We start from the raw sequence: 22802 nt of genomic DNA on the forward strand, positions 1-22802 counted from the left end.
GTGATCGCCCTCTCTCTCGCCGAGATCGCAGAAGTCGTCGGCGGGCAGACGTACGACATACCGGACCCGTCGGTCCGGGTCACCGGACCCGTCGTCAGGGACTCCCGCGAGGCGGGGCCCGGCAGCCTGTTCGTCGCGTTCGTCGGTGAGCGCGTGGACGGCCACGACTTCGCCCGGCAGGTCGTCGAGGCGGGCGCCGCCGCCGTGCTGGCGTCCCGCCCCGTCGGTGTCCCCGCGATCGTCGTCGAGGACGTCCAGACGGCCCTCGGCGCCCTCGCGCGACATGTCGTCCAGAAGCTCGGCGCGACGCTCGTGGCCCTCACCGGCTCCGCGGGCAAGACCAGCACCAAGGACCTCATCGCACAGGTGCTCCAGCGCAAGGCGCCGACCGTGTGGACGCCCGGCTCGCTCAACAACGAGATCGGGCTGCCCCTCACGGCGCTCGGCGCCACCGAGGAGACGAGGTTCCTCGTCCTGGAGATGGGCGCCCGCGGAATCGGCCACATCCGGTACCTCGCCGACCTGACCCCGCCGAAGATCGGGCTCGTCCTCAACGTCGGCAGCGCCCACATCGGCGAGTTCGGCGGACGCGAGCAGATCGCCCGCGCCAAGGGCGAGTTGGTCGAGGTCCTGCCCGAAGAGGGTGCCGCGATCCTGAACGCCGACGACCCCCTCGTACGCGCCATGGCGTCCCGTACCAAGGCGAAGGTGATCCTTTTCGGAGAGTCCGGCGAAGCGGACGTACGCGCCGAGAACGTGCGACTCACGGACAGTGGACAGCCCGCCTTCCGCCTTCACACACCCTCCGGTGCAAGCGATGTGACCATGCGCCTGTACGGTGAGCACCACGTGTCGAACGCGCTCGCCGCGGCCGCCGTCGCCCATGAGCTGGGCATGTCCGCGGAAGAGATCGCCACCGCGCTCTCCGAGGCGGGCTCCCTCTCCCGCTGGCGTATGGAGGTCACCGAGCGCCCGGACGGCGTGACGGTCGTCAACGACGCCTACAACGCGAACCCCGAGTCCATGAGGGCCGCACTGCGCGCGCTCGCCGCGATGGGAAACGGGCGTCGCACGTGGGCGGTGCTCGGCAAGATGGCCGAGCTCGGGGACGAGGCGCTCGCCGAGCACGACGCGGTAGGACGGCTCGCCGTCCGGCTCAACGTCAGCAAGCTCGTCGCGGTCGGGGGCAGGGAAGCGTCCTGGCTGCAACTGGGCGCATATAACGAGGGTTCGTGGGGTGAGGAGTCGGTGCACGTGTCCGACGCACAGGCGGCGGTCGACCTGTTGCGCAGCGAGTTGCGCCCGGGAGACGTCGTACTCGTGAAGGCGTCCCGGTCGGTCGGGCTGGAGAGTGTGGCGCAGGCGCTGCTGGACAGCGGTGTCGAGGGTGAGGTTGCCGCCCGATGATGAAGCAGATCCTGTTCGCAGGAGTCATCGGCCTGTTCCTGACGCTGGTCGGCACTCCGCTGCTGATCAAGCTGCTCGCCCGCAAGGGCTACGGCCAGTACATCCGTGACGACGGCCCGCGCGAGCACCACAGCAAGCGTGGTACGCCGACGATGGGTGGCATCGCCTTCATCCTGGCGACGATCGCCGCCTACTTCCTGTCCAAGGTCTTCACGGGCATGAGCGACACGGAGACACCGCCCCCGACCTTCTCGGGTGTGCTGGTGCTCTCCCTGATGGCGGGGATGGGGCTCGTCGGCTTCCTCGACGACTACATCAAGATCGTCAAGCGCCGGTCACTGGGCCTCAGGGCCAAGGCGAAGATGGCCGGCCAGTTGATCGGCGGCATCGCGTTCGCCGTGCTCGCGCTGCAGTTCCCGGACAGCCGCGGCAACACCCCGGCCTCCACGAAGCTCTCCTTCGTGCAGGACTTCGGCTGGTCCATCGGCCCGGTGCTGTTCGTGATCTGGGCGCTGTTCATGATCCTCGCCATGTCGAACGGCGTGAACCTGACCGACGGTCTGGACGGTCTGGCCACCGGCGCCTCCGTGCTGGTCTTCGGCGCCTACACATTCATCGGCGTCTGGCAGTTCCAGGAGGCCTGCGCCAACGCGGCGACGCTGATCAACCCGCAAGCCTGTTACGAGGTACGAGATCCCCTCGACCTCGCCGTCGTGGCCGCCGCGCTCATGGGCTCCTGCCTCGGCTTCCTGTGGTGGAACACCTCTCCCGCCAAGATCTTCATGGGCGACACCGGTTCGCTGGCCCTCGGTGGCGCGCTCGCGGGTCTCGCGATCTGCTCCCGCACCGAGCTGCTGCTCGCGCTCCTCGGCGGCCTGTTCGTCCTCATCACGATGTCGGTCGTCATCCAGGTCGGCTCGTTCCGTCTCACCGGGAAACGCGTCTTCCGGATGGCCCCGCTCCAGCACCACTTCGAACTCAAGGGGTGGTCCGAGGTCCTTGTCGTGGTCCGCTTCTGGATCATCCAGGGCATCTGTGTAATTGTCGGACTCGGCATCTTCTATGCGGGATGGGCGGCCGACAAGTGACGTCCTGGCAGGGCATGCACATCACCGTCGCCGGCCTGGGCGTGAGCGGCATCAGCGCCGCCCGCGCCCTGGCCGGCCTCGGCGCGTCCGTCGTCGTGGTGGACGGCGGCGACTCGGAGGTGCTCCGCGAGAAGGCCGCAGCCCTGGAAAGCTCCCTCGAAGGCGTCCGGGTACGGCTCGGCGACGGCGACACCCTCCCCGAGGGCACCGACCTGGTCGTCACCTCGCCCGGCTGGAAGCCGAGCTCGCCGCTCTTCGCCGCGGCCGCCGAGGCGGGCGTCGACGTCGTCGGCGACGTGGAGATCGCCTGGCGGCTCCGCGCCCCCGACGCGCCCCCCTGGCTGGCCGTCACCGGCACCAACGGCAAGACGACCACCACCCAGATGCTCGCCTCGATCCTGCGCGCCGCCGGCCTGCGCACGGCCGCGGTGGGCAACATCGGCACGCCGATCATCGACATCGTGCTGGGCGAAGAGGCGCACAGCGATCTCGATGTACTGGCGGTGGAGCTGTCGAGCTACCAGCTCCACTGGGCGCCCTCCCTGCGTGCCCACTCCGCCGCCGTCCTCAACCTCGCCCCCGACCACCTCGACTGGCACGGCTCCATGGAGGCGTACGCCGCCGACAAGGGCCGTATCTACGAGGGCAATCGCGTCGCGTGCGTGTACAACGTCGCCGACAAGGCCACCGAGGACCTGGTGCGCGAGGCGGACGTCGAGGAGGGCTGCCGGGCCGTCGGCTTCACACTGGGCACGCCCGGGCCGTCCCAACTCGGCGTCGTGGAAGGCATCCTCGTCGACCGCGCCTTCGTCGAGAACCGGCAGAAGAACGCCCAGGAGCTCGCCGAGGTCGCGGACGTCAACCCCCCTGCCCCGCACAACATCGCCAACGCCCTCGCCGCCGCGGCCCTCGCCCGCGCCTTCGGGGTGCCCCCCCAGGCCGTACGGGACGGTCTGCGGGCCTTCCGGCCGGACGCGCACCGCATCGAGCACGTGGCGGACGTGGACGGCGTCGCGTACGTGGACGACTCCAAGGCCACCAACACGCATGCCGCGGAAGCCTCCTTGGCCGCGTACGAGTCGATCGTGTGGATCGCAGGCGGCCTGGCCAAGGGCGCGACCTTCGACGAACTGGTCGCCAAGTCGGCAAAGCGACTTCGCGGTGCCGTGCTGATCGGTACCGACCGGGCCCTGATCCGGGAAGCGCTCGCGCGACACGCGCCCGAAGTGCCCGTCGTGGACCTCGACCGGACCGACACTGGGGCGATGCTCGCGGCCGTCCGGGAGGCGCGCGCGCTCGCGCGAGCGGGCGACACGGTGCTGCTGGCTCCTGCCTGTGCCTCCATGGACATGTTCGTCAACTACAACAAGCGTGGGGACGCGTTCGCGGAGGCCGTCCGTGAACTGCAGTCCGCCGACGGCTGACCCGGGTCCGCCTTGCCCGGCGGCGGAGCCGGGCGAACCTGGAGGGTACGCGTGACACGGATGTGGCGGGATTTTCGTCGGCGGCCGTCCGCCGGTGGTAAGGCGCTGGGGGTCCCTGATGGGCAGTAGCCGTGCCGGCCGTCCTCCCCTCCAGCGCGTCACCCGCCGGCCGCCCGTCGCCCGCCCCCTGCGCGACAACCCCGTACGGCGGCTGCTGACGCGGGCCCGACGGGCCTGGGACCGGCCGCTCACCGCGTACTACCTGATCCTGGGCGGCAGTCTGCTGATCACCGTCCTGGGGCTGGTGATGGTGTACTCGGCCTCGCAGATCACCGCGTTGCAGCTGTCGTTGCCGGGGTCGTACTTCTTCCGGAAGCAGTTCCTGGCCGCCACGATCGGGGCCGGGCTGCTGTTCCTGGCCTCGCGGATGCCGGTGAAGCTGCACCGGGCGCTGGCGTACCCGATGCTGGCCGGCTCGGTCTTCCTGATGATCCTGGTCCAGATCCCCGGGATAGGGATGGCGGTCAACGGCAACCAGAACTGGATCTCCATCGGCGGCCCCTTCCAGCTCCAGCCCAGCGAGTTCGGCAAGCTCGCGCTCGTGCTGTGGGGCGCCGACCTGCTCGCGCGCAAGCAGGACAAGCGGCTGTTGACGCAGTGGAAGCACATGCTGGTACCGCTCGTCCCGGTGACGTTCATGCTGCTCGGGTTGATCATGCTGGGCGGCGACATGGGGACCGCGATCATCCTCACGGCCATCCTGTTCGGCCTGCTGTGGGTGGCGGGGGCGCCCACCCGGCTCTTCGTGGGCGTGCTGTCCGTGGCCGCGCTGATCGGTGTGATCCTCATCAAGACCAGCCCCAACCGTATGGCGCGGCTCACCTGTCTCGGCTCCACCGACGCCGAACAGTGCTGGCAGGCCGTGCACGGCATCTACGCGCTGGCCTCCGGCGGACTCTTCGGTTCCGGCCTTGGCGCCAGTGTGGAGAAATGGGGCCAACTACCGGAAGCGCACACCGACTTCATCTTCGCCGTCACCGGTGAGGAACTGGGCCTCGCGGGGACGCTGTCGGTGCTCACCCTCTTCGCGGCTCTAGGCTATGCGGGTATCCGCGTCGCCGGACGCACGGAGGACCCCTTCGTGAGGTATGCCGCGGGAGGCGTGACCACCTGGATCACCGCGCAGGCAGTGATCAACATCGGTGCGGTGCTCGGTCTGCTGCCGATCGCCGGAGTCCCGCTCCCGCTGTTCTCCTACGGGGGATCCGCCCTGCTGCCGACCATGTTCGCCATCGGGCTGCTGATCGCCTTCGCGCGTGAAGACCCCGCTGCGCGGGCGGCGCTTGCGATGCGGCAACCTCGCTTTGGTAGAAAGCGGGCTGGGGGCCCTCCGGGGCCTCGGAGACGGAACACGATGCGACGACGCGCCTCCGCGGCGCGCTCGTCCGGAGAGCGGTGAATTTCGGTGCATGTCGTCCTCGCCGGTGGCGGAACCGCCGGTCACATCGAGCCCGCGCTCGCCCTCGCGGACGCGCTGCGCAGGCAGGACCCGACCGTCGGGATCACGGCCCTGGGCACGGAGCGCGGCCTTGAGACCCGACTGGTGCCCGAGCGCGGTTACGAACTCGCGTTGATCCCCGCCGTGCCGCTGCCACGCAAGCCCACGCCCGAGCTGATCACCGTGCCCGGCCGGCTGCGCGGCACGATCAAGGCAGCCGAGCAGATCCTGGAGCGCACCAAGGCGGACGCCGTCGTCGGCTTCGGCGGCTACGTCGCCCTGCCCGGCTACCTCGCCGCCAAGCGCCTCGGCGTGCCGATCGTCGTCCACGAGGCCAACGCCCGGCCGGGCCTGGCCAACAAGATCGGTTCGCGGTACGCCGCCCAGGTCGCCGTCTCCACCCCGGACAGCAAGCTGCGGGACGCCCGCTACATCGGCATCCCGCTACGCCGCTCCATCGCCACCCTGGACCGCGCCCGGATGCGCCCCGAGGCCCGCGCCGCCTTCGGCCTGGACCCCTCCCTGCCGACGCTACTCGTCTCCGGCGGCTCGCAGGGCGCCCGGCGCCTCAACGAGGTGGTCCAGCAGGTCGCGCCGTACCTCCAGCAGGCCGGTATCCAGATCCTGCACGCGGTCGGCCCGAAGAACGAACTGCCGCAGGTGCACCAGATGCCGGGAATGCCCCCCTACATCCCGGTACCGTACCTGGACCGGATGGACCTCGCGTACGCCGCGGCCGACATGATGCTCTGCCGCGCGGGCGCGATGACCGTCGCCGAACTCTCCGCCGTCGGGCTCCCGGCCGCGTACGTCCCGCTGCCCATCGGCAACGGCGAACAGCGGCTGAACGCCCAGCCGGTGGTCAAGGCCGGCGGCGGACTGCTGGTCGACGACGCGGAACTCGCGCCCCAGTGGGTGCAGCAGAACGTCCTGCCCGTGCTCGCCGACCCGCACCGGCTGTTCGAGATGTCCCGCGCCGCCAGCGAGTTCGGCCGCCGGGACGCCGACGAACTGCTCGTCGGCATGGTGTACGAGGCGATCGCCTCGCGTCACCGCTAGGCACATGTGAGAGAAGGCAGGGGAGCGTGGCCGGACCGACGACCGCCGAGCGCGGCGCAGAAGAGGACCTCCGGTCCGGCCCGTCTCCCCTCGGGAAACTCCCCGGCTCTCGTACGCTCATCATCCTTATCGTCGCCCTGGTGTTGCTCGGTGCGGCCATCGTGTGGGGGCTCTACGGCTCCCCGTGGCTGCGCGTGGAGCGCGTGTCCGTCTCCGGGACGCGGGTCCTGACCCAGGCGCAGGTGGACGAGACGGCCGAGGTGCCCCTCGACGCACCCCTGATTTCCGTCGACACCGATGCGATTGAGGCTCGATTGCGCCAGAAACTGCCCCGAATTGACTCGGTCGAGGTCGCCCGTGACTGGCCGCACGGAATCGACCTGAAAGTGACCGAGCGCACTCCGGTTCTCATTGTCGAAAACTCTGGAAACGGGGGCAAGTACGCCGAAGTGGACGCCAAGGGCGTGCGATTCGCCACGGTTCCGGAACCCCCGAAGGGCGTGCCGGTGCTGGAAATGGAGCTCGCGCGATCCGCCGGCCCCTCCCGTTTCGGCACGGAACGGCTGGTGCGGGCCGCGGTCGGCGTCGCCGGTGACCTTCCGGCCGCCGTCGCGCGGGACACCCGGTTCGTCAAGGTCCGTTCCTACGACTCGATCTCGCTGGAGTTGGCCGATGGCCGGACCATCGCGTGGGGCAGTCGCGAGAAGGGCCGCGCGAAGGCTCGTACGCTCACCGCTCTGATGAAAGCCGCCACCGGTGCACGGCACTTCGACGTGAGTGTTCCCACGGCCCCTGCGTCATCGGGAAGTTGACGCACATCCGCGCAGGCCAGCACCCTGGTTGGGCATCGCTACGGCTGATCACATAGGGTGAAAAGAAAAACGGGAGGTTCGGCGTGTTCGTTGAACGTGCGCCACTTGTCGACTTAGTGTCCTGTTCGGAAGAGTCCTGGGAACAGGCACACTGGTAACCCTAAACTTCAGGGTTAGGGTTCGGGTCGGCGATACGGACCGTCCCCATCGGCATCCGTCGTCGCCTCGTGGTCAGCCGCGAAGTGACGACCCGTAAATCGAGGCGAGAGGCCTTCGACGTGGCAGCACCGCAGAACTACCTCGCAGTCATCAAGGTCATCGGTGTCGGCGGCGGTGGTGTCAATGCCATCAACCGAATGATCGAGGTCGGTCTCAAGGGTGTCGAGTTCATCGCGATCAACACGGACGCCCAGGCGCTGTTGATGAGCGACGCCGACGTCAAACTCGACGTCGGCCGTGAACTCACCCGCGGACTCGGCGCCGGAGCCAACCCGGCCGTCGGCCGCAAGGCCGCCGAGGACCACCGCGAGGAGATCGAAGAGGTCCTCAAGGGGGCCGACATGGTCTTCGTGACGGCCGGCGAGGGCGGCGGCACCGGCACCGGTGGCGCGCCCGTCGTGGCCAACATCGCCCGCTCGCTCGGCGCCCTCACCATCGGCGTGGTCACCCGCCCGTTCACCTTCGAGGGACGGCGCCGTGCCAACCAGGCCGAGGACGGAATCGCCGAACTCCGCGAAGAGGTCGACACCCTCATCGTCATCCCGAACGACCGGCTGCTGTCGATCTCGGACCGCCAGGTCTCGGTCCTCGACGCCTTCAAGTCGGCCGACCAGGTCCTGCTCTCCGGTGTCCAGGGCATCACCGACCTCATCACCACGCCCGGCCTGATCAACCTCGACTTCGCCGACGTCAAGTCCGTGATGTCCGAGGCCGGTTCGGCCCTCATGGGCATCGGCTCGGCCCGCGGCGACGACCGCGCGGTGGCCGCGGCCGAGATGGCGATCTCCTCGCCGCTCCTGGAGGCGTCCATCGACGGCGCCCGGGGCGTGCTGCTCTCCATCTCCGGTGGCTCCGACCTCGGCCTGTTCGAGATCAATGAGGCGGCCCAGCTGGTGAGCGAGGCAGCGCACCCCGAGGCCAACATCATCTTCGGCGCGGTCATCGACGACGCCCTCGGTGACGAGGTGCGGGTCACGGTGATCGCGGCCGGCTTCGACGGCGGCCAGCCCCCGGCCAAGCGGGAGAACATCCTGGGCTCGGCCTCCTCCAAGCGCGAGGACCCCGCGCCCGTGCGGCCGTCCGAGAGCCGCCCGTCCTTCGGCTCGCTCGGCAGCGTCAAGCCGAAGGAGGAGCCGGAGCCCAAGCCGGAGCCGGCGAAGGACCTGTCGATCTCCCCGCCGGTCCCGCCGTCCCGGTCCTACACGGACAGCGGGGCCGAGGAACTGGACGTGCCGGACTTCCTCAAGTGATAGGACAGCCAGGCTCTGTGACCTCGGCAAGTGGCGCGCACTTCGCCTTCACCGACCGGTGGGGCGGGGTGAGCGCCGCTCCGTACGAGGAGCTCAATCTCGGCGGGGCGGTCGGTGACGACCCCGACGCCGTGCGCGCCAACCGGGAGCGGGCCGCCAAGTCGCTGGGCCTGGACGCCGCCGAGGTGGTCTGGATGAACCAGGTGCACGGGGCGGACGTGGCGGTGGTCGACGGGCCGTGGGGCTCGTCGGAGGTGCCGCGCGTCGACGCGGTCGTCACCACCCGGCGCGGACTCGCCCTCGCCGTACTCACCGCCGACTGCACGCCCGTGCTGCTCGCCGATCCCGTCGCAGGGGTCGCTGCCGCCGCCCACGCGGGACGGCCCGGCATGATCGCCGGGGTCGTGCCCGCCGCCGTACGCGCCATGATGGAACTCGGCGCCGAGCCGTCCCGGATCGTCGCCCGCACCGGGCCCGCCGTCTGCGGCCGGTGCTACGAGGTACCCGAGGCGATGCGCGCCGAGGTGTCCGCCGTCGAGCCGGCGGCGTACGCCGAAACGAGTTGGGGCACACCCGCGGTCGATGTGAGCGCCGGAGTGCACGCACAGCTCGAACGACACGGGGTGCGCGACCGGGAGCAGTCGCCGGTGTGCACGCTGGAGTCGAGCGATCACTTCTCGTACCGCCGCGACCGCACCACGGGGCGACTCGCGGGATATGTCTGGCTGGACTGATGGGCATGAAGGACCGTAGGGCTCAACTCGCCGAGAACCTGGCGAAGGTGGAGGACCGCATCGCGGCGGCGTGCGCGGCGGCTGGGCGGAAGCGCGAGGAGGTGACCCTGATCGTGGTCACCAAGACCTACCCCGCCAGTGATGTGCGGATCCTGTCGGAGTTGGGTGTGCGCCATGTCGCCGAGAACAAGGACCAGGACGCGGCACCCAAGGCGGCGGAATGCTCGGATCTGCCGCTTACGTGGCACTTCGTAGGTCAGTTGCAGACCAACAAAGTTCGTTCTGTGGTGCGTTACGCGGATCTCGTGCAGTCCGTCGATCGTTCCAGGCTCGTCACAGCTCTGTCGAAAGAGGCTGTGCGGGCCGGGCGTGAGGTGGGATGTCTCATCCAGGTCGCGCTCGACGCGGAGGAGAGCGGCCGCGGGGAACGAGGGGGTGTGGGGCCTGGCGGAATCGAGGAGTTGGGCGACCTCGTCGCGGGTTCGCCGGGGCTGCGGCTCGACGGCCTGATGACCGTCGCACCGCTCGCCGGGCCGTACGCGGATCGCCAACAGGCGGCGTTCGATCGGTTGATGGATTTGTCGACTGTACTGCGCCGAGCTCATCCGGCTGCGAACATGGTCTCGGCAGGGATGAGTGCGGACCTCGAACAGGCCGTGGCGGCCGGGGCGACACATGTGCGCGTCGGTACGGCGGTACTCGGAGTCCGCCCCAGGCTCGGGTAACGTCGCCAAGAAGTCGGACCACAGCAGAAAATATGGTCATTCCCGCTGATAGCGGGCATAACGACCTCGTGGATCGCGGGCACTCGGCAAGTAGTCGGTCGATCCACCACAGAGCGGAGGACTCAGAGCATGGCCGGCGCGATGCGCAAGATGGCGGTCTACCTCGGCCTCGTGGAGGACGATGGGTACGACGGCCGCGGTTTCGACCCCGATGACGACTTCGAACCCGAGCTCGACCCGGAGCCCGAGCGTGACCGCAGGCGGCATGAACCGTCCCACCAGTCACACCAGCCCCAACGGGACGAATCGGTAAGAGTCGTGCAGCCCTCCGTGCAGCGCGAACCGGCGGCGCATTCCGCCTCAGTGTCCGCCGAATCGCAGCGACCCGCCCGGATCGCGCCCGTGGCATCCATCACACAAGAACGCCAGAGCCTGGAGAAGAACGCGCCGGTGATCATGCCCAAGGTCGTGTCCGAACGAGAGCCTTACCGGATCACCACGTTGCACCCGCGGACTTACAACGAGGCCCGTACCATCGGGGAACACTTCCGTGAGGGCACCCCGGTGATCATGAATCTGACTGAGATGGATGACACGGACGCGAAGCGACTTGTCGACTTTGCGGCTGGTCTGGTGTTCGGTCTTCACGGAAGCATCGAGCGGGTGACGCAGAAGGTGTTCCTGTTGTCGCCTGCTAACGTCGATGTCACGGCGGAGGACAAGGCCCGCATCGCAGAGGGCGGGTTCTTCAACCAGAGCTGAGACGCACGACCGGAAACGAAGCACGGAAACAGGGGAGAGGGAAGCACGGATCATGAGCGTGGTTTGGCAGGTGCTCTATGTCGCGCTGATGTGTTTTCTCATCGTGCTGATCTTCCGGTTGGTCATGGACTATGTGTTCCAGTTCGCCCGCTCATGGCAACCCGGCAAGGCGATGGTGGTCGTTCTGGAGGCCACCTACACTGTCACTGATCCACCGCTCAAGCTTCTGCGGCGGTTCATCCCGCCGCTACGTCTCGGGGGCGTGGCACTTGACCTGTCCTTCTTCGTCCTGATGATCATCGTCTACATCCTGATCTCCGTCGTGAGCAACCTCGCGAGGTGACTGTGGACGATACGGTCTTGCCGACTGCCGATGACTACGTTGAGGTGAAGAGATGCCGTTGACCCCCGAGGACGTGCGGAACAAGCAGTTCACGACCGTCCGCCTCCGAGAAGGCTATGACGAGGACGAGGTCGATGCCTTCCTCGACGAGGTCGAAGCCGAACTGACCCGCCTGCTGCGCGAGAACGAGGATCTGCGCGCCAAGCTGGCCGCCGCCACGCGTGCCGCCGCGCAGAACCAGCAGAACATGCGCAAGCCCCCGGAGGGACCCGGCCCCCAGGACCAGCAGCAGGGCATGCGCGGTCCGGGTGCTCCTGTCCCCGCTGGGATATCGGGCCCGCCGCAGCAGCAGATGGGTGGCCCCATGGGTGGCCCGCCCCAGCTGCCGAGCGGTGCCCCGCAGCTGCCCGCGGGTCCGGGCGGTCAGGGTCAGCAGGGTCCCGGCCCCATGGGTCAGGGGCCGATGGGTCAGGGGCCGATGGGCCAGGGCCCGATGGGCCAGGGCGGCCCGATGCAGCAGCAGATGGGTGGCCCGATGGGCGGCCCCATGGGTGGCCCGGGCGGTCCCGGTGGCCCTGGTGGTCCGATGGGCGGCCCCGGTCTGCCCGGTCAGGGTCCCGGTGGCGACAGCGCCGCGCGTGTGCTCTCGCTGGCCCAGCAGACCGCCGACCAGGCGATCGCCGAGGCCCGCTCCGAGGCCAACAAGATCGTCGGTGAGGCGCGCAGCCGTGCCGAGGGCCTGGAGCGCGACGCCCGTGCCAAGGCCGACGCCCTGGAGCGGGACGCGCAGGAGAAGCACCGTGTCGCGATGGGCTCCCTGGAGTCCGCCCGCGCCACGCTGGAGCGCAAGGTCGAGGACCTGCGCGGCTTCGAGCGCGAATACCGCACCCGACTGAAGTCGTACCTGGAGTCGCAGCTGCGTCAGCTGGAGACCCAGGCCGACGACTCGCTGGCCCCGCCGCGTACCCCGGCGGCCGCCTCTCTGCCGCCGTCCCCGGCGCCTTCCATGGCCCCGGCCGGCGCGGGCGCCCCGTCGTACGGCGGCAACCAGGCGATGGGTGGAGGCATGAGCGGTGGCATGGGTGGTGGCATGGGCAGCGGTGCTCCCGCCCCGTCCGCGCCCTCCTACGGCGGCCAGCAGCAGATGTCCCCGGCCATGACCCAGCCGATGGCTCCGGTCCGCCCCCAGGGCCCGTCCCCGATGGGCCAGGCCCCCTCGCCGATGCGTGGCTTCCTGATCGACGAGGACGACAACTGACGGCCTCTAGTACGCCTTAGGCGTCGGCAGCGTTCAGGACGAGGCCCCCGGAATTCCGGGGGCCTCGTCCTTTGTGGGTTCTGCCTTGTGCGGGTTCTGCCTTTGCGGGTTCTGCGGAAAACCGGTGGGGCGCGCTTCTGTGCGCGGCTAGGGCCTGTTCTGAGTTCCCCGCCGCTGGGCAGGCGGAGAACTCAGAACAGGCCCTAGGGTGCTCCAAGCGCTGGGGCGCGTAGCGCAGATGGTTGTCGCGCCTCGACGGCATCCAGGAGGACGCCGGTTCGAATCCGGCCCGCCCCGGCGTGCCAGTTCGTCCTTCCGTGCGCCGAAGGCCCCGCTCCCATCAAGGAACGGGGCCTTCGGGCGCCAGGGGCGCGGCTCGCCACGGATGGCCCGTGGCTCACGAACCGCCCTCGCTAGCCGATCTTCCGGAGGCGGAACGTCAGCGAGAGACCCTCGTCCGTGAACGGCTCCCCGTACGTGTCGTCACCCTCGCCGGACGCGAAGTCCGTGGCCAGGACCTCGTCGGAGATCAGCCCCGAGTGCTCGTTCAGGGCCGCGTTGACCTCCGCGTCCGTGGACGTCCAGCGCAGCGCGATCCGGTCGGCCACGTCCAGGCCGCTGTTCTTGCGGGCCTCCTGGATCAGACGGATCGCGTCACGGGCGAGACCGGCGCGGCGCAACTCCTCGGTGATCTCCAGGTCCAGGGCCACCGTGGCACCCGGGTCGGACGCCACGGACCAGCCCTCGCGCGGGGTTTCCGTGATGATCACCTCGTCCGGGGACAGGGTGACCGTCTCGGTGTCGACCTCGACCGAGGCCGTGCCCTCGCGCAGGGCCAGGGACAGGACGGCCGCGTCGGCGTTCGCGATGGCCTTGGCCACGTCCTGGACCCGCTTGCCGAAGCGCTTGCCCAGCGCACGGAAGTTCGCCTTCGCCGTGGTGTCCACCAGTGAGCCCCCGACCTCGCTCAGCGAGGCGAGGGAGCTCACGTTGAGCTCCTCCGTGATCTGCGTGTGCAGTTCGGGGTTCAGCGACTCGAAGCCGGCCGCCGCCACCAGCGCACGCGACAGCGGCTGACGCGTCTTGACGCCCGACTCCGCGCGCGTGGCACGGCCCAGCTCCACGAGCCGGCGCACCAGCACCATCTGCTTCGACAGCTCCGGGTCGATGGCGGACAGGTCCGCCTCCGGCCAGGAGGCCAGGTGCACCGACTCCGGGGCGCCCGGGGCCACCGGCACGACCAGGTCCTGCCAGACCCGCTCGGTGATGAACGGGGTCAGCGGGGCCATCAGCTTCGTGACCGTCTCGACGACCTCGTGGAGCGTGCGCAGCGCCGCCTTGTCGCCCTGCCAGAAGCGGCGGCGCGAGCGGCGTACGTACCAGTTGGACAGGTCGTCGACGAACGCCGACAGGAGCTTGCCGGCGCGCTGGGTGTCGTACGTGTCGAGGGCCTGGGTCACCTGGTCGGTGAGCGCGTGGAGCTCGGACAGCAGCCAGCGGTCCAGGACCGGGCGGTCGGCCGGGGCCGGGTCCGCCTCGGACGGCGCCCAGTTCGACGTGCGCGCGTACAGGGCCTGGAAGGCGACCGTGTTCCAGTAGGTGAGGAGCGTCTTGCGGACGACCTCCTGGATGGTGCCGTGGCCCACGCGGCGGGCCGCCCACGGGGAGCCGCCGGCCGCCATGAACCAGCGGACCGCGTCGGCGCCGTGCTGGTCCATGAGCGGGATCGGCTGCAGGATGTTGCCCAGGTGCTTGGACATCTTGCGGCCGTCCTCGGCGAGGATGTGGCCGAGGCACACCACGTTCTCGTAGCTGGACTTGTCGAAGACCAGCGTGCCGACCGCCATCAGCGTGTAGAACCAGCCGCGGGTCTGGTCGATGGCCTCACAGATGAACTGCGCCGGGTAGCGGGCCTCGAACAGCTCCTTGTTCTTGTACGGATAGCCCCACTGCGCGAACGGCATCGAACCCGAGTCGTACCAGGCGTCGATCACCTCCGGTACGCGGGTGGCCGTGGTGCCGCAGCCGTCCTGGGGGCACGCGAAGGTGACCTCGTCGATGTACGGGCGGTGCGGGTCGAGGTCCGACTGGTCGGTGCCGGTCAGCTCGGTCAGCTCGGTGAGGGAGCCGACGCAGGTGAGGTGGTCGTCCTCGCAGCGCCAGATCGGCAGGGGGGTGCCCCAGTAGCGGTTGCGGGACAGGGCCCAGTCGATGTTGTTGTTCAGCCAGTCCCCGTAGCGGCCGTGCTTGACCGAGTCCGGGAACCAGTTGGTCTTCTCGTTCTCCTGGAGGAGGCGGTCCTTGACGGCCGTGGTGCGGATGTACCAGGACGGCTGCGCGTAGTAGAGGAGCGCGGTGTGGCAGCGCCAGCAGTGCGGGTAGCTGTGCTCGTACGGGATGTGCTTGAAGAGCAGACCGCGCTGCTGGAGGTCTTCGGTGAGCTTTTCGTCCGCCTTCTTGAAGAAGACCCCGCCTACGAGGGGGACGTCCTCCTCGAACGTGCCGTCGGGGCGGACCGGGTTCACCACCGGCAGACCGTACGCGCGGCAGACCTTGAGGTCGTCCTCACCGAATGCGGGGGACTGGTGGACCAGGCCCGTACCGTCCTCGGTCGTGACGTACTCGGCGTTGACGACGTAGTGCGTCTCGGTGTCCGCCGGGAACTCGACGAGCTCGAACGGGCGTTGGTAGGACCAGCGCTCCATCTCGGAGCCCGTGAAGGTCCGGCCGGTGGTCTCCCAGCCCTCACCGAGGGCCTTGGCGACGAGCGGCTCGGCGACGACGAGCTTCTCCTCGCCGTTCGTGGCCACGACGTAGGTGACGTCGGGGTGGACGGCGACCGCGGTGTTCGACACCAGCGTCCACGGCGTGGTCGTCCACACCAGGAGCGCGGCCTCGCCCGCGAGCGGACCGGAGGTGAGCGGGAAACGGACGTACACCGAGGGGTCGACGACCGTCTCGTAGCCCTGTGCCAGCTCGTGATCCGACAGGCCCGTGCCGCAGCGCGGACACCAGGGGGCGACGCGATGGTCCTGGACCAGCAGGCCCTTGGTGAAGATCTCCTTGAGCGACCACCAGACCGACTCGATGTACTCGGGGTCCATCGTGCGGTAGGGGTCGGTGAGGTCGGTCCAGTACCCCATGCGGGTCGTGAGCTCTTCGAAGGCGTCGGTGTGCCGGGTCACGGACTCGCGGCACTTGGCGTTGAACTCCGCGATGCCGTACGCCTCGATGTCCTGCTTGCCGCTGAAGCCGAGCTCCTTCTCGACGGCCAGCTCCACCGGCAGGCCGTGGCAGTCCCAGCCGGCCTTGCGGGCCACGTGGTAGCCGCGCATGGTGCGGAAGCGGGGAAAGACGTCCTTGAAGACGCGGGCCTCGATGTGGTGGGCGCCCGGCATGCCGTTGGCGGTGGGCGGGCCCTCGTAGAACACCCACTCGGGGCGGCCCTCGGACTGTTCCAGGCTCTTGGCGAAGATCTTCTGCTCGCGCCAGAAGTCGAGAACCGCGTGCTCAAGCGCGGGCAGGTCGACCTGGGCGGGCACCTGGCGGTACGTCGGCGCTGTCATCAGCGAGCTTCCTCCAACGGACTTTCTGCCTTCCGTCGGAGGGACGAGAGCCTTGTTTCTCCGGACGCCGTGTGCGGCGCGCTCCCGCGGTACCACCCTCCTTGGCTCCTCGGTGCCCCGTACGCACCGGCGAGCCCTCTCATTGGGATCGCGAAGCCGGTTCTACTCGCCGCTGGTGCGCTCCTGGCAGCTGTCCTGCCTGGCGCGCGTCGGCTTTCTTCCGGCGGCTCCGGGGTGATCTTCGCGTCGCGCTCGCCCCCGGGCTTCCACCGTCCCCGGGTCGCTCATGGCTGCGTGCGGCGCTACTCGTCCCCATCCACGCTTTTCGCTCCGCCCAGTGTACGGCGCCTCGGGGACAGCGGCCGACCGGATATCCGAGCCCGTGCGCCGCTGCGCGGCGGTGGCCGTGCGACCTGCGGGGTGACCCGAATGGCACCGGTCCGGTGTCCGGATCCTGGGACTCCCGGCGAGGCGGATTACCTGGCGGGGAGCTGGGCACAACGCATGCAGGCTCGACGCGAGGCATCCTTGGGGCGGGCGAATCGGGCGGTGTGCCCCGTTGCCGCGGGACTCAAGTCGATTTATCGTCCCAGCACGATTCGCGAGCAAGATCACAATTTGTGAAGGGGCCGCGACCATGGTGGCGAAGAAGACCGCCGTACAGCAGTCGGCGTCCGGGAGAACCACGGCCGCGGGTGCCTCCGGCGGGGCTGCGGCCAAGGGCGCGGGCGGCAGGAAGCGTGCGCAGAAGGCTCCCGGCGGGCGCGCGGCCAGGCCGGTGAAGACGGTGGCCGGGAGGACAGCCACCAGGAATACGGCCAGGGGGTCGGCCACCGTGGACGCGGCCGCTGTGGAGACGACCCTGACACAGGACGTCGGAGGGAAGGCATCCGCGGAGCGGGCTGCCGAGGGGGCGTCGGCCACCGGCAAGGAGGCCGGAACGAAAACGGCCTCGAAGGGGTCCCGCACGGCGAAGGCGGTTGCGAAGAAGACGGGCGCGGCGAAGTCGGACACGGACAAGCCGGGCGCGGCCAGGTCGGGCGCGGCGAAGGCGGCTGGGAAAAGGGCGAGCGCTGCCAAGAAAGTCGACAAGAAGACAGTCGCCGAGAAGACCAAGCAGACAGGGGCCGCTCAGGAGTCCACCGAGGGGCCGGGGACTGCGAAGGCGGCCACAGTCAAGGCAGGGGTCACCGAGGCCGGTGCCGGGGAAGTGGGCACTAAGGCGGTCAAGAAGGCGGCGGTCAAGAGGGAGGCGGTCAAGAGGGCGGCGGCTAAGGAGACTGCGGCCAAGAAGGCCGCGCCCAAGAAGGTGGGTGCCAAGAAGGTGGCGACTTCGAGAGCGGCTGTTTCGAAGAAGGCGAGTACGGAGGAAGGGACCGGTACACCGGTGGGTGAGAAGGCGGTCGGCAGGAAGGCGGCGGCGAAGAAGGCAGCCGCGAAGCGGCCCGCTGCCAGGAAGAGCGCCTCCACGACGGGCGCGGCCAAGAAGAGCACAGCCAAGAAGGCGGGCGCGGCCCAGGCCGCGAAGACGACGGGAGCCCCCACAGTGGTTGCGAAGAAGACTCCTGGCACTGCCACGGCGGCGAAGAAGCCCACGGCCGTGCCCAAGGCACGGGTCGCGGCGGCGAAACCCGGCGAGCTCGCGGTACGCCCCGGCGAGGACCCCTGGACTCCGGACGAGGTCGCCGAGGCCCGTGCGGAGCTGCAGTCCGACGCGATGCGGCTGCACGCCGAACTCGACAACTCCGAGCGATCCCTCGCGGGCCTGATGCGGGACTCCGGGGACGGGGCCGGCGACGACCAGGCCGACACCGGCACCAAGAACATCACGCGCGAGCACGAGATGGCGCTGGCCCACAACGCGCGCGAGATGCTCGACCAGACCGAGCGCGCCCTGGAGCGGCTCGACGCGGGCACCTACGGGCTCTGCGAGAACTGCGGCAACCCCATCGGCAAGGCGCGCATGCAGGCCTTTCCCAGGGCCACCCTGTGCGTCGAGTGCAAGCAGAAGCAGGAACGCCGCTACTGAGCGCCGACTCGGCACGTGGTCCCGAGGGCGGTGACGTAGTCTCGTCCTCAGTCAGGAACCTAGGTTGAAGGACTCACGTGGCAGAGGCGGAGCGCATCATCGGTACGCCGGACATTCCCGAGTCGGCGGAAGCCGAGCCGGAGCGGTCCGACGGGAAGGCGGCTTCGGACGAGCGGTCCGGCTCCGGGGAGGCGGGGGCCCCGGACGGGGCGTCGGCCGAGGCGGACGGGACGGCGGGTGAGGCCCAGCAGCCCAGGGGCAAGCGCCGGATCGCCGTGCTGTTCGCCGTCGCCGCGTTCGCTTACGCCCTCGACCTGGTCAGCAAGATGATCGTGGTCGCGAAGCTGGAGCACCACGAGCCGATCGAGATCATCGGCGAGTGGCTGAAGTTCGAGGGGATCCGCAACGCGGGCGCGGCCTTCGGCTTCGGTGAGGCCTTCACCGTCGTCTTCACGGTGATCGCGGCGGCCGTGATCGTGGTGATCATCCGCCTCGCGCGGAAGCTCTACAGCCTGCCCTGGGCCGTCGCGCTCGGGCTGCTGCTCGGCGGCGCCCTGGGCAATCTCACCGACCGGATCTTCCGCTCGCCCGGCGTCTTCCAGGGAGCGGTGGTGGACTTCATCGCGCCCAAGGGCTTCGCCGTCTTCAACCTCGCCGACTCCGCGATCGTCTGCGGCGGCATCCTCATCGTGATCCTGTCCTTCCGGGGCCTCGACCCGGACGGCACCGTCCACAAGGACTGAGCCCGCAAGAGGCGGCCGGAGGTTGTCCACAGGCTCCGGTCAGAGGTGTCGGAGCCGTCCGGCATACTCGATGGGTGAGCACGATTCCCGAGATCCGTACCCTGCCCGTGCCCGACGGACTGGAGGGCGAGCGCGTCGACGCCGCCATCTCCCGCATGTTCGGGTTCTCCCGTACCAGGGCCGCCGAACTGGCCGCGGCAGGCAAGGTGATGGTCGACGGCGCGGCGGTCGGCAAGTCCGAACGGGTGCGCGGCGGGTCCTGGCTGGAGGTCGAGATGCCGCAGGCGCCCGCGCCCGTGCAGATCGTCGCCGAGCCGGTCGAGGGCATGGAGATCGTGCACGACGACGATGACGTGGTCGTGATCGTCAAGCCCGTCGGAGTCGCCGCCCACCCGAGCCCCGGCTGGACCGGCCCCACGGTCATCGGCGGTCTCGCCGCCGCCGGGTACCGGATCTCGACCTCGGGCGCCGCCGAACGCCAGGGCATCGTGCACCGGCTCGATGTGGGCACGTCGGGACTGATGGTGGTGGCCAAGTCGGAGTACGCGTACACGTTCCTGAAGCGCCAGTTCAAGGAGCGCACGGTCGACAAGCGCTACCACGCGCTGGTCCAGGGCCACCCCGACCCGACGAGCGGCACGATCGACGCGCCCATCGGCCGGCACCCGAACCACGACTACAAGTGGGCGGTCACGGCCGACGGCAAGCCGTCCGTCACGCACTACGACCTCGTCGAGGCGTTCCGCGCCGCATCCCTGCTCGACATCAAGCTGGAGACCGGGCGCACCCACCAGATCCGTGTCCACATGGCGGCCCACCGGCACCCGTGCGTGGGCGACCTGACGTACGGCGCCGACCCCACGCTCGCCAAGCGGCTCGGACTGACCCGCCAGTGGCTGCACGCGGTGCGGCTCGGCTTCGAGCACCCCGGCGACGGACGGTGGGCCGAGTTCGAGAGCGACTACCCCGAGGACCTGCAGAAGGCCCTGGACCAGGTCCACGAGGACACATACGCATGAGCCCGTCGCACGTGAGCTCCTCGTATGCGGTACGGGTCGCGGAGAACCCCATGGACCGTGAGGCGTGCTTCGCGGTGCGCAAGGAGGTCTTCGTCGTCGAGCAGGGCGTCCCGCAGGACTTGGAGTACGACGCGTACGACAGCGACGCCGTGCACGTGCTGGCCGTGCGGGACGACGGGGTGCCGCTCGGCACGGGGCGGCTGCTGTACGGGGAGGCGGCCGCGGCGAAGACCGACGGCGACCTCACCGTGGGCTCGCTCGGGCGGCTCGCCGTGACGCGCGAGGCACGCGGGCTGGGCGTCGGGGCCGCCGTCGTGCGGGCCGTCGAGGAGGCGGCCCGTGAGCGCGGGCTCGCGGCGGTGGATCTGCACGCGCAGACGCATGCGCTCGGGTTCTACGAGCGGTTGGGATATGTGGCGTACGGGGCCGAGTTCCCCGATGCGGGGATACCGCATCGTGCGATGCGGCGCCCTCTTTAGCTCGGGTGCCTCCCGGTTGCTGGTTTTCCCACCCGCCCGCCCTTTGTGGGGGCTGCGCCCCCACACCCCCGCTCGACGGGTGGTTCGGCACCGCCACGCTCCGCCGTCCCGGTTGCGCGCCGTTGCGGCGGAACGAAAGTCGGGAACCCGCTTTGTACGATCGCCCCATGGCTCGCAACGTGGTGATCAGTGGTGGTGGTACGGGGATCGGCCTCGCGGCCGCGCAGGCCTTCGCCGCGGACGGGGACCGGGTGCTGTTGGTCGGCCGGCGGGGCGAGGTGCTGGAGAAGGCCGGGGTGCCGGGGGCGCTGACGTACGCGGCCGACCTCAGCAAGCCCCGTGGCGTACGCGGGGTGGAGCGGTTCGTGGCCGCGGAGTTCGGCACCGTGGACGTACTGATCCACAGCGCCGGAGGCTCAGGGCGCCTGGAGCCCACGGTGGACAGCGACGAGCCGCTCGACGTCGTCCTGCACGACTGGGCCATCAACTTCGGGCTCAACACCCTGACCGCGGTGCTGCTCACGGAGGCGCTGAAGGACCGGCTGGCCTACCCCGGCGGCCGTGTGCTGTTCCTCAGCTCCATCGCCGCCTACCGCGGCTCGGGGAGCGGGGCGTACGCCGCGTCCAAGGCCGCCCTGCACCCGTACGCCTTCGATCTGGCACGGCAGTTGGGGCCGCGCGGAGTCACCGTGAACCTGGTGGCGCCCGGCTACATCGAGGACACCGAGTTCTTCGGCGGGGGGATGGACGAGGAGCGCAGGGCACGGCTCGTCGCGGAGACCTCGACCGGGCGGGCGGGTACGCCGGGCGACGTCGCGAGCACGCTGCACTGGCTCGCCTCGCACGCCGCCGGGCACATCACCGCGCAGGTCATCCAGGTCAACGGTGGTGCGGAGCGCGGGCACTGAGCCAGGGACCCGGCCCCGTCCCCAGGGCCTGTCGTCACATTCCCGTCTGCGCCGCGACGCCTGGCACGCTTCCCCACTGCCTTAAGGGCGTGGGAGGTGCCCCCACTCGCCGCACCGGGCGAAAGCCCACGTACTTCCGGTCCGTCAACGGGGTCTTCCGCCCGGCACGCCGAGAGCACGCACCAGACGCCGCGGGGCCGCCCTTCGGGCGACGACGGGGAATTTGACGACAGGCCCTAGCCCCGGCCCGGTCCCGTTCTCGGTGCTTCGTGGACGCGGGCCCGTGTCGCACGGTGCGGCACGCCGTCCGCCCGGCCGTCGAGCTGGCTCGGGGGCAGGATCGCGTCGGCGGTGTTGACGCGGGGGAGGGCGTAGGTGTGCTCCCGGGCGAGCCAGTCGATCAGCTGTTCGCGGACCGTGACCCGTACCTTCCACAGGTCGTCCGGGTCCTTCGCGGTCACCAGCGCGCGCAGTTCCATGGTGCTGGGGGTCGAGTCGGTGACGGTGAGGTCGTAGTGGCGGCCGTCCCAGGCCGGGCACTCACGCAGGATGTCCCGGAGCTTCTCGCGCATGGCGGGCAGCGGGGCGCAGTGGTCGACGTGGAAGAAGACCGTCCCGGTCATCTGGACACCGCCCCGGGACCAGTTCTCGAACGGCTTCGACGTGAAGTACGAGACGGGCATCGTGATGCGCCGCTCGTCCCAGGTGCGCACCGTCAGGAACGTCAGCGTGATCTCCTCGACCGTGCCCCACTCGCCCTCCACCACGACCACGTCGCCCAGCCGCACCATGTCGCCGAAGGCGATCTGCAGCCCCGCGAAGAGGTTGCTGAGCGTGGACTGCGCGGCGATACCGGCGACGATGCCCAGGATCCCGGCCGAGGCCAGCAGTGAGGCACCGGCCGCGCGCATCGCCGGGAACGTCAGCAGCATCGACGCGGCCGCCACCACACCGACCACCGCGGCGACGACCCGCATGATCAGCGTCACCTGCGTCCGCACCCGGCGTATCCGGGCGGCATCGCGGTGGGTGCTCGCGTACCGGGTGTACGAGGTCTCGACGATCGCGGCCGCGATGCGGATCACCAGCCACGCCGTCGACCCGATGAGGACCAGCGTCAGGATCCGGCCGATGGCCACCTGGTGGTTCGCGAGGACGTCCACCTGGCCGTACGAGCCTCTTAGCGCGGCCGCGCACATCACGAGCTGGAAGGGGACGCGGCCGCGCCGGAGCAGGTCCCACAGGGGCGTCTCGCTGTGCCGCTCGTCGGCCTTGCGCAGCAGTCGGTCCACGGCCCACCCGACGAGCAGGGCGAGCACGACGGAGCCGCCGGCGACGATCAGCGGACGCAGTACGTTCTCCATGCCTCCGAACGTATCCGGCTCCACCCGGCGATGAAAACGTGGCGTCGCCCCATCGCGGGTACCGCCGCGGCCCCGCACCACGGCAGCCCCGTACCACCGCGGCCCCGCACTGTCG

19 protein-coding genes and 1 tRNA gene are annotated in these 22802 nt (G+C 69.8%); 18 read left to right on the top strand and 2 right to left on the bottom strand.

The window, feature by feature from the left end; translation table 11 throughout:
* From murF to E0500_RS32615, 13 genes are all read left to right on the top strand, one after another.
* Complete coding sequence (gene murF, locus E0500_RS32555) at positions 1-1407, top strand: UDP-N-acetylmuramoyl-tripeptide--D-alanyl-D-alanine ligase (protein ID WP_131566280.1); 1407 nt, start codon at positions 1-3, stop codon at positions 1405-1407.
* Positions 1404-2495 (top strand): phospho-N-acetylmuramoyl-pentapeptide-transferase, encoded by a 1092-nt coding sequence (gene mraY / locus E0500_RS32560; RefSeq protein WP_131566282.1) that lies wholly within the window; start codon positions 1404-1406, stop codon positions 2493-2495. Before murF ends, mraY begins: the two co-directional genes overlap by 4 nt.
* The gene (gene murD / locus E0500_RS32565; RefSeq protein WP_181587311.1) at positions 2477-3919 is read left to right on the top strand and encodes a UDP-N-acetylmuramoyl-L-alanine--D-glutamate ligase; all 1443 of its coding nucleotides are present in this window, start codon (positions 2477-2479) and stop codon (positions 3917-3919) included. Before mraY ends, murD begins: the two co-directional genes overlap by 19 nt.
* Before the next feature lie 118 nt (positions 3920-4037).
* Positions 4038-5378 carry a putative lipid II flippase FtsW gene (ftsW, locus tag E0500_RS32570; RefSeq protein ID WP_131566284.1) on the top strand — a complete coding sequence of 447 codons (1341 nt, stop codon included), beginning with the start codon at positions 4038-4040 and terminating at the stop codon, positions 5376-5378.
* A 6-nt stretch (positions 5379-5384) separates the two neighbouring features.
* A complete protein-coding gene (murG, locus tag E0500_RS32575; RefSeq protein ID WP_131566286.1) occupies positions 5385-6476 on the top strand; it encodes an undecaprenyldiphospho-muramoylpentapeptide beta-N-acetylglucosaminyltransferase in 1092 nt (363 codons plus the stop codon).
* Positions 6477-6502: 26 nt separating this feature from the next.
* Positions 6503-7288, top strand: coding sequence for an FtsQ-type POTRA domain-containing protein (locus tag E0500_RS32580; protein WP_131566288.1), 786 nt, complete (start codon positions 6503-6505; stop codon positions 7286-7288).
* Positions 7289-7566: 278 nt separating this feature from the next.
* Entirely contained in the window at positions 7567-8757 is a 1191-nt protein-coding gene (ftsZ, locus tag E0500_RS32585; RefSeq protein ID WP_131566291.1) for a cell division protein FtsZ, read from the top strand.
* On the top strand, positions 8754-9491 hold the full coding sequence (gene pgeF, locus E0500_RS32590) for a peptidoglycan editing factor PgeF (protein WP_131566294.1): 738 nt from the start codon (positions 8754-8756) through the stop codon (positions 9489-9491). The genes ftsZ and pgeF overlap by 4 nt, the downstream gene beginning before the upstream one ends.
* Complete coding sequence (locus E0500_RS32595) at positions 9491-10216, top strand: YggS family pyridoxal phosphate-dependent enzyme (protein ID WP_165935087.1); 726 nt, start codon at positions 9491-9493, stop codon at positions 10214-10216. The genes pgeF and E0500_RS32595 overlap by 1 nt, the downstream gene beginning before the upstream one ends.
* A gap of 129 nt (positions 10217-10345) precedes the next feature.
* Positions 10346-10978, top strand: coding sequence for a cell division protein SepF (locus E0500_RS32600; protein WP_131566300.1), 633 nt, complete (start codon positions 10346-10348; stop codon positions 10976-10978).
* A gap of 52 nt (positions 10979-11030) precedes the next feature.
* Positions 11031-11321, top strand: a complete 291-nt coding sequence (locus tag E0500_RS32605; protein ID WP_131566303.1) for a YggT family protein — start codon at positions 11031-11033, stop codon at positions 11319-11321.
* Between the two features lie 52 nt (positions 11322-11373).
* Positions 11374-12579, top strand: a complete 1206-nt coding sequence (locus E0500_RS32610; protein ID WP_131566307.1) for a DivIVA domain-containing protein — start codon at positions 11374-11376, stop codon at positions 12577-12579.
* A gap of 222 nt (positions 12580-12801) precedes the next feature.
* A tRNA-Ala gene (locus tag E0500_RS32615) sits at positions 12802-12876 on the top strand.
* A 116-nt stretch (positions 12877-12992) separates the two neighbouring features.
* Here E0500_RS32615 and ileS read toward each other — a convergent pair.
* On the bottom strand, positions 12993-16145 hold the full coding sequence (gene ileS, locus E0500_RS32620; protein ID WP_131566310.1) for an isoleucine--tRNA ligase: 3153 nt from the start codon (positions 16143-16145) through the stop codon (positions 12993-12995).
* A 637-nt stretch (positions 16146-16782) separates the two neighbouring features.
* On the opposite strand from ileS, the gene E0500_RS32625 reads away from it, so the two are divergent.
* The 5 genes from E0500_RS32625 to E0500_RS32645 all read left to right on the top strand — a co-directional run bounded on the left by E0500_RS32625 (position 16783) and on the right by E0500_RS32645 (position 21323).
* Positions 16783-18174, top strand: coding sequence for a TraR/DksA family transcriptional regulator (locus tag E0500_RS32625; protein WP_131566318.1), 1392 nt, complete (start codon positions 16783-16785; stop codon positions 18172-18174).
* Between the two features lie 77 nt (positions 18175-18251).
* Entirely contained in the window at positions 18252-18917 is a 666-nt protein-coding gene (gene lspA, locus E0500_RS32630; RefSeq protein WP_131566322.1) for a signal peptidase II, read from the top strand.
* A 74-nt stretch (positions 18918-18991) separates the two neighbouring features.
* On the top strand, positions 18992-19936 hold the full coding sequence (locus E0500_RS32635) for an RluA family pseudouridine synthase (RefSeq protein WP_131566326.1): 945 nt from the start codon (positions 18992-18994) through the stop codon (positions 19934-19936).
* Complete coding sequence (locus E0500_RS32640; protein WP_131566329.1) at positions 19933-20415, top strand: GNAT family N-acetyltransferase; 483 nt, start codon at positions 19933-19935, stop codon at positions 20413-20415. The genes E0500_RS32635 and E0500_RS32640 overlap by 4 nt, the downstream gene beginning before the upstream one ends.
* Before the next feature lie 167 nt (positions 20416-20582).
* Positions 20583-21323, top strand: coding sequence for an SDR family NAD(P)-dependent oxidoreductase (locus E0500_RS32645; protein WP_131571548.1), 741 nt, complete (start codon positions 20583-20585; stop codon positions 21321-21323).
* A gap of 236 nt (positions 21324-21559) precedes the next feature.
* Here the strand turns inward: E0500_RS32645 and E0500_RS32650 are convergent, their stop codons facing one another.
* On the bottom strand, positions 21560-22687 hold the full coding sequence (locus E0500_RS32650) for a mechanosensitive ion channel family protein (RefSeq protein ID WP_131571551.1): 1128 nt from the start codon (positions 22685-22687) through the stop codon (positions 21560-21562).
* Positions 22688-22802: the final 115 nt, after the last annotated feature.

Source organism: Streptomyces sp. KM273126 (genome assembly GCF_004337435.2).
GTDB classification, from domain to species: domain Bacteria; phylum Actinomycetota; class Actinomycetes; order Streptomycetales; family Streptomycetaceae; genus Streptomyces; species Streptomyces acidicola.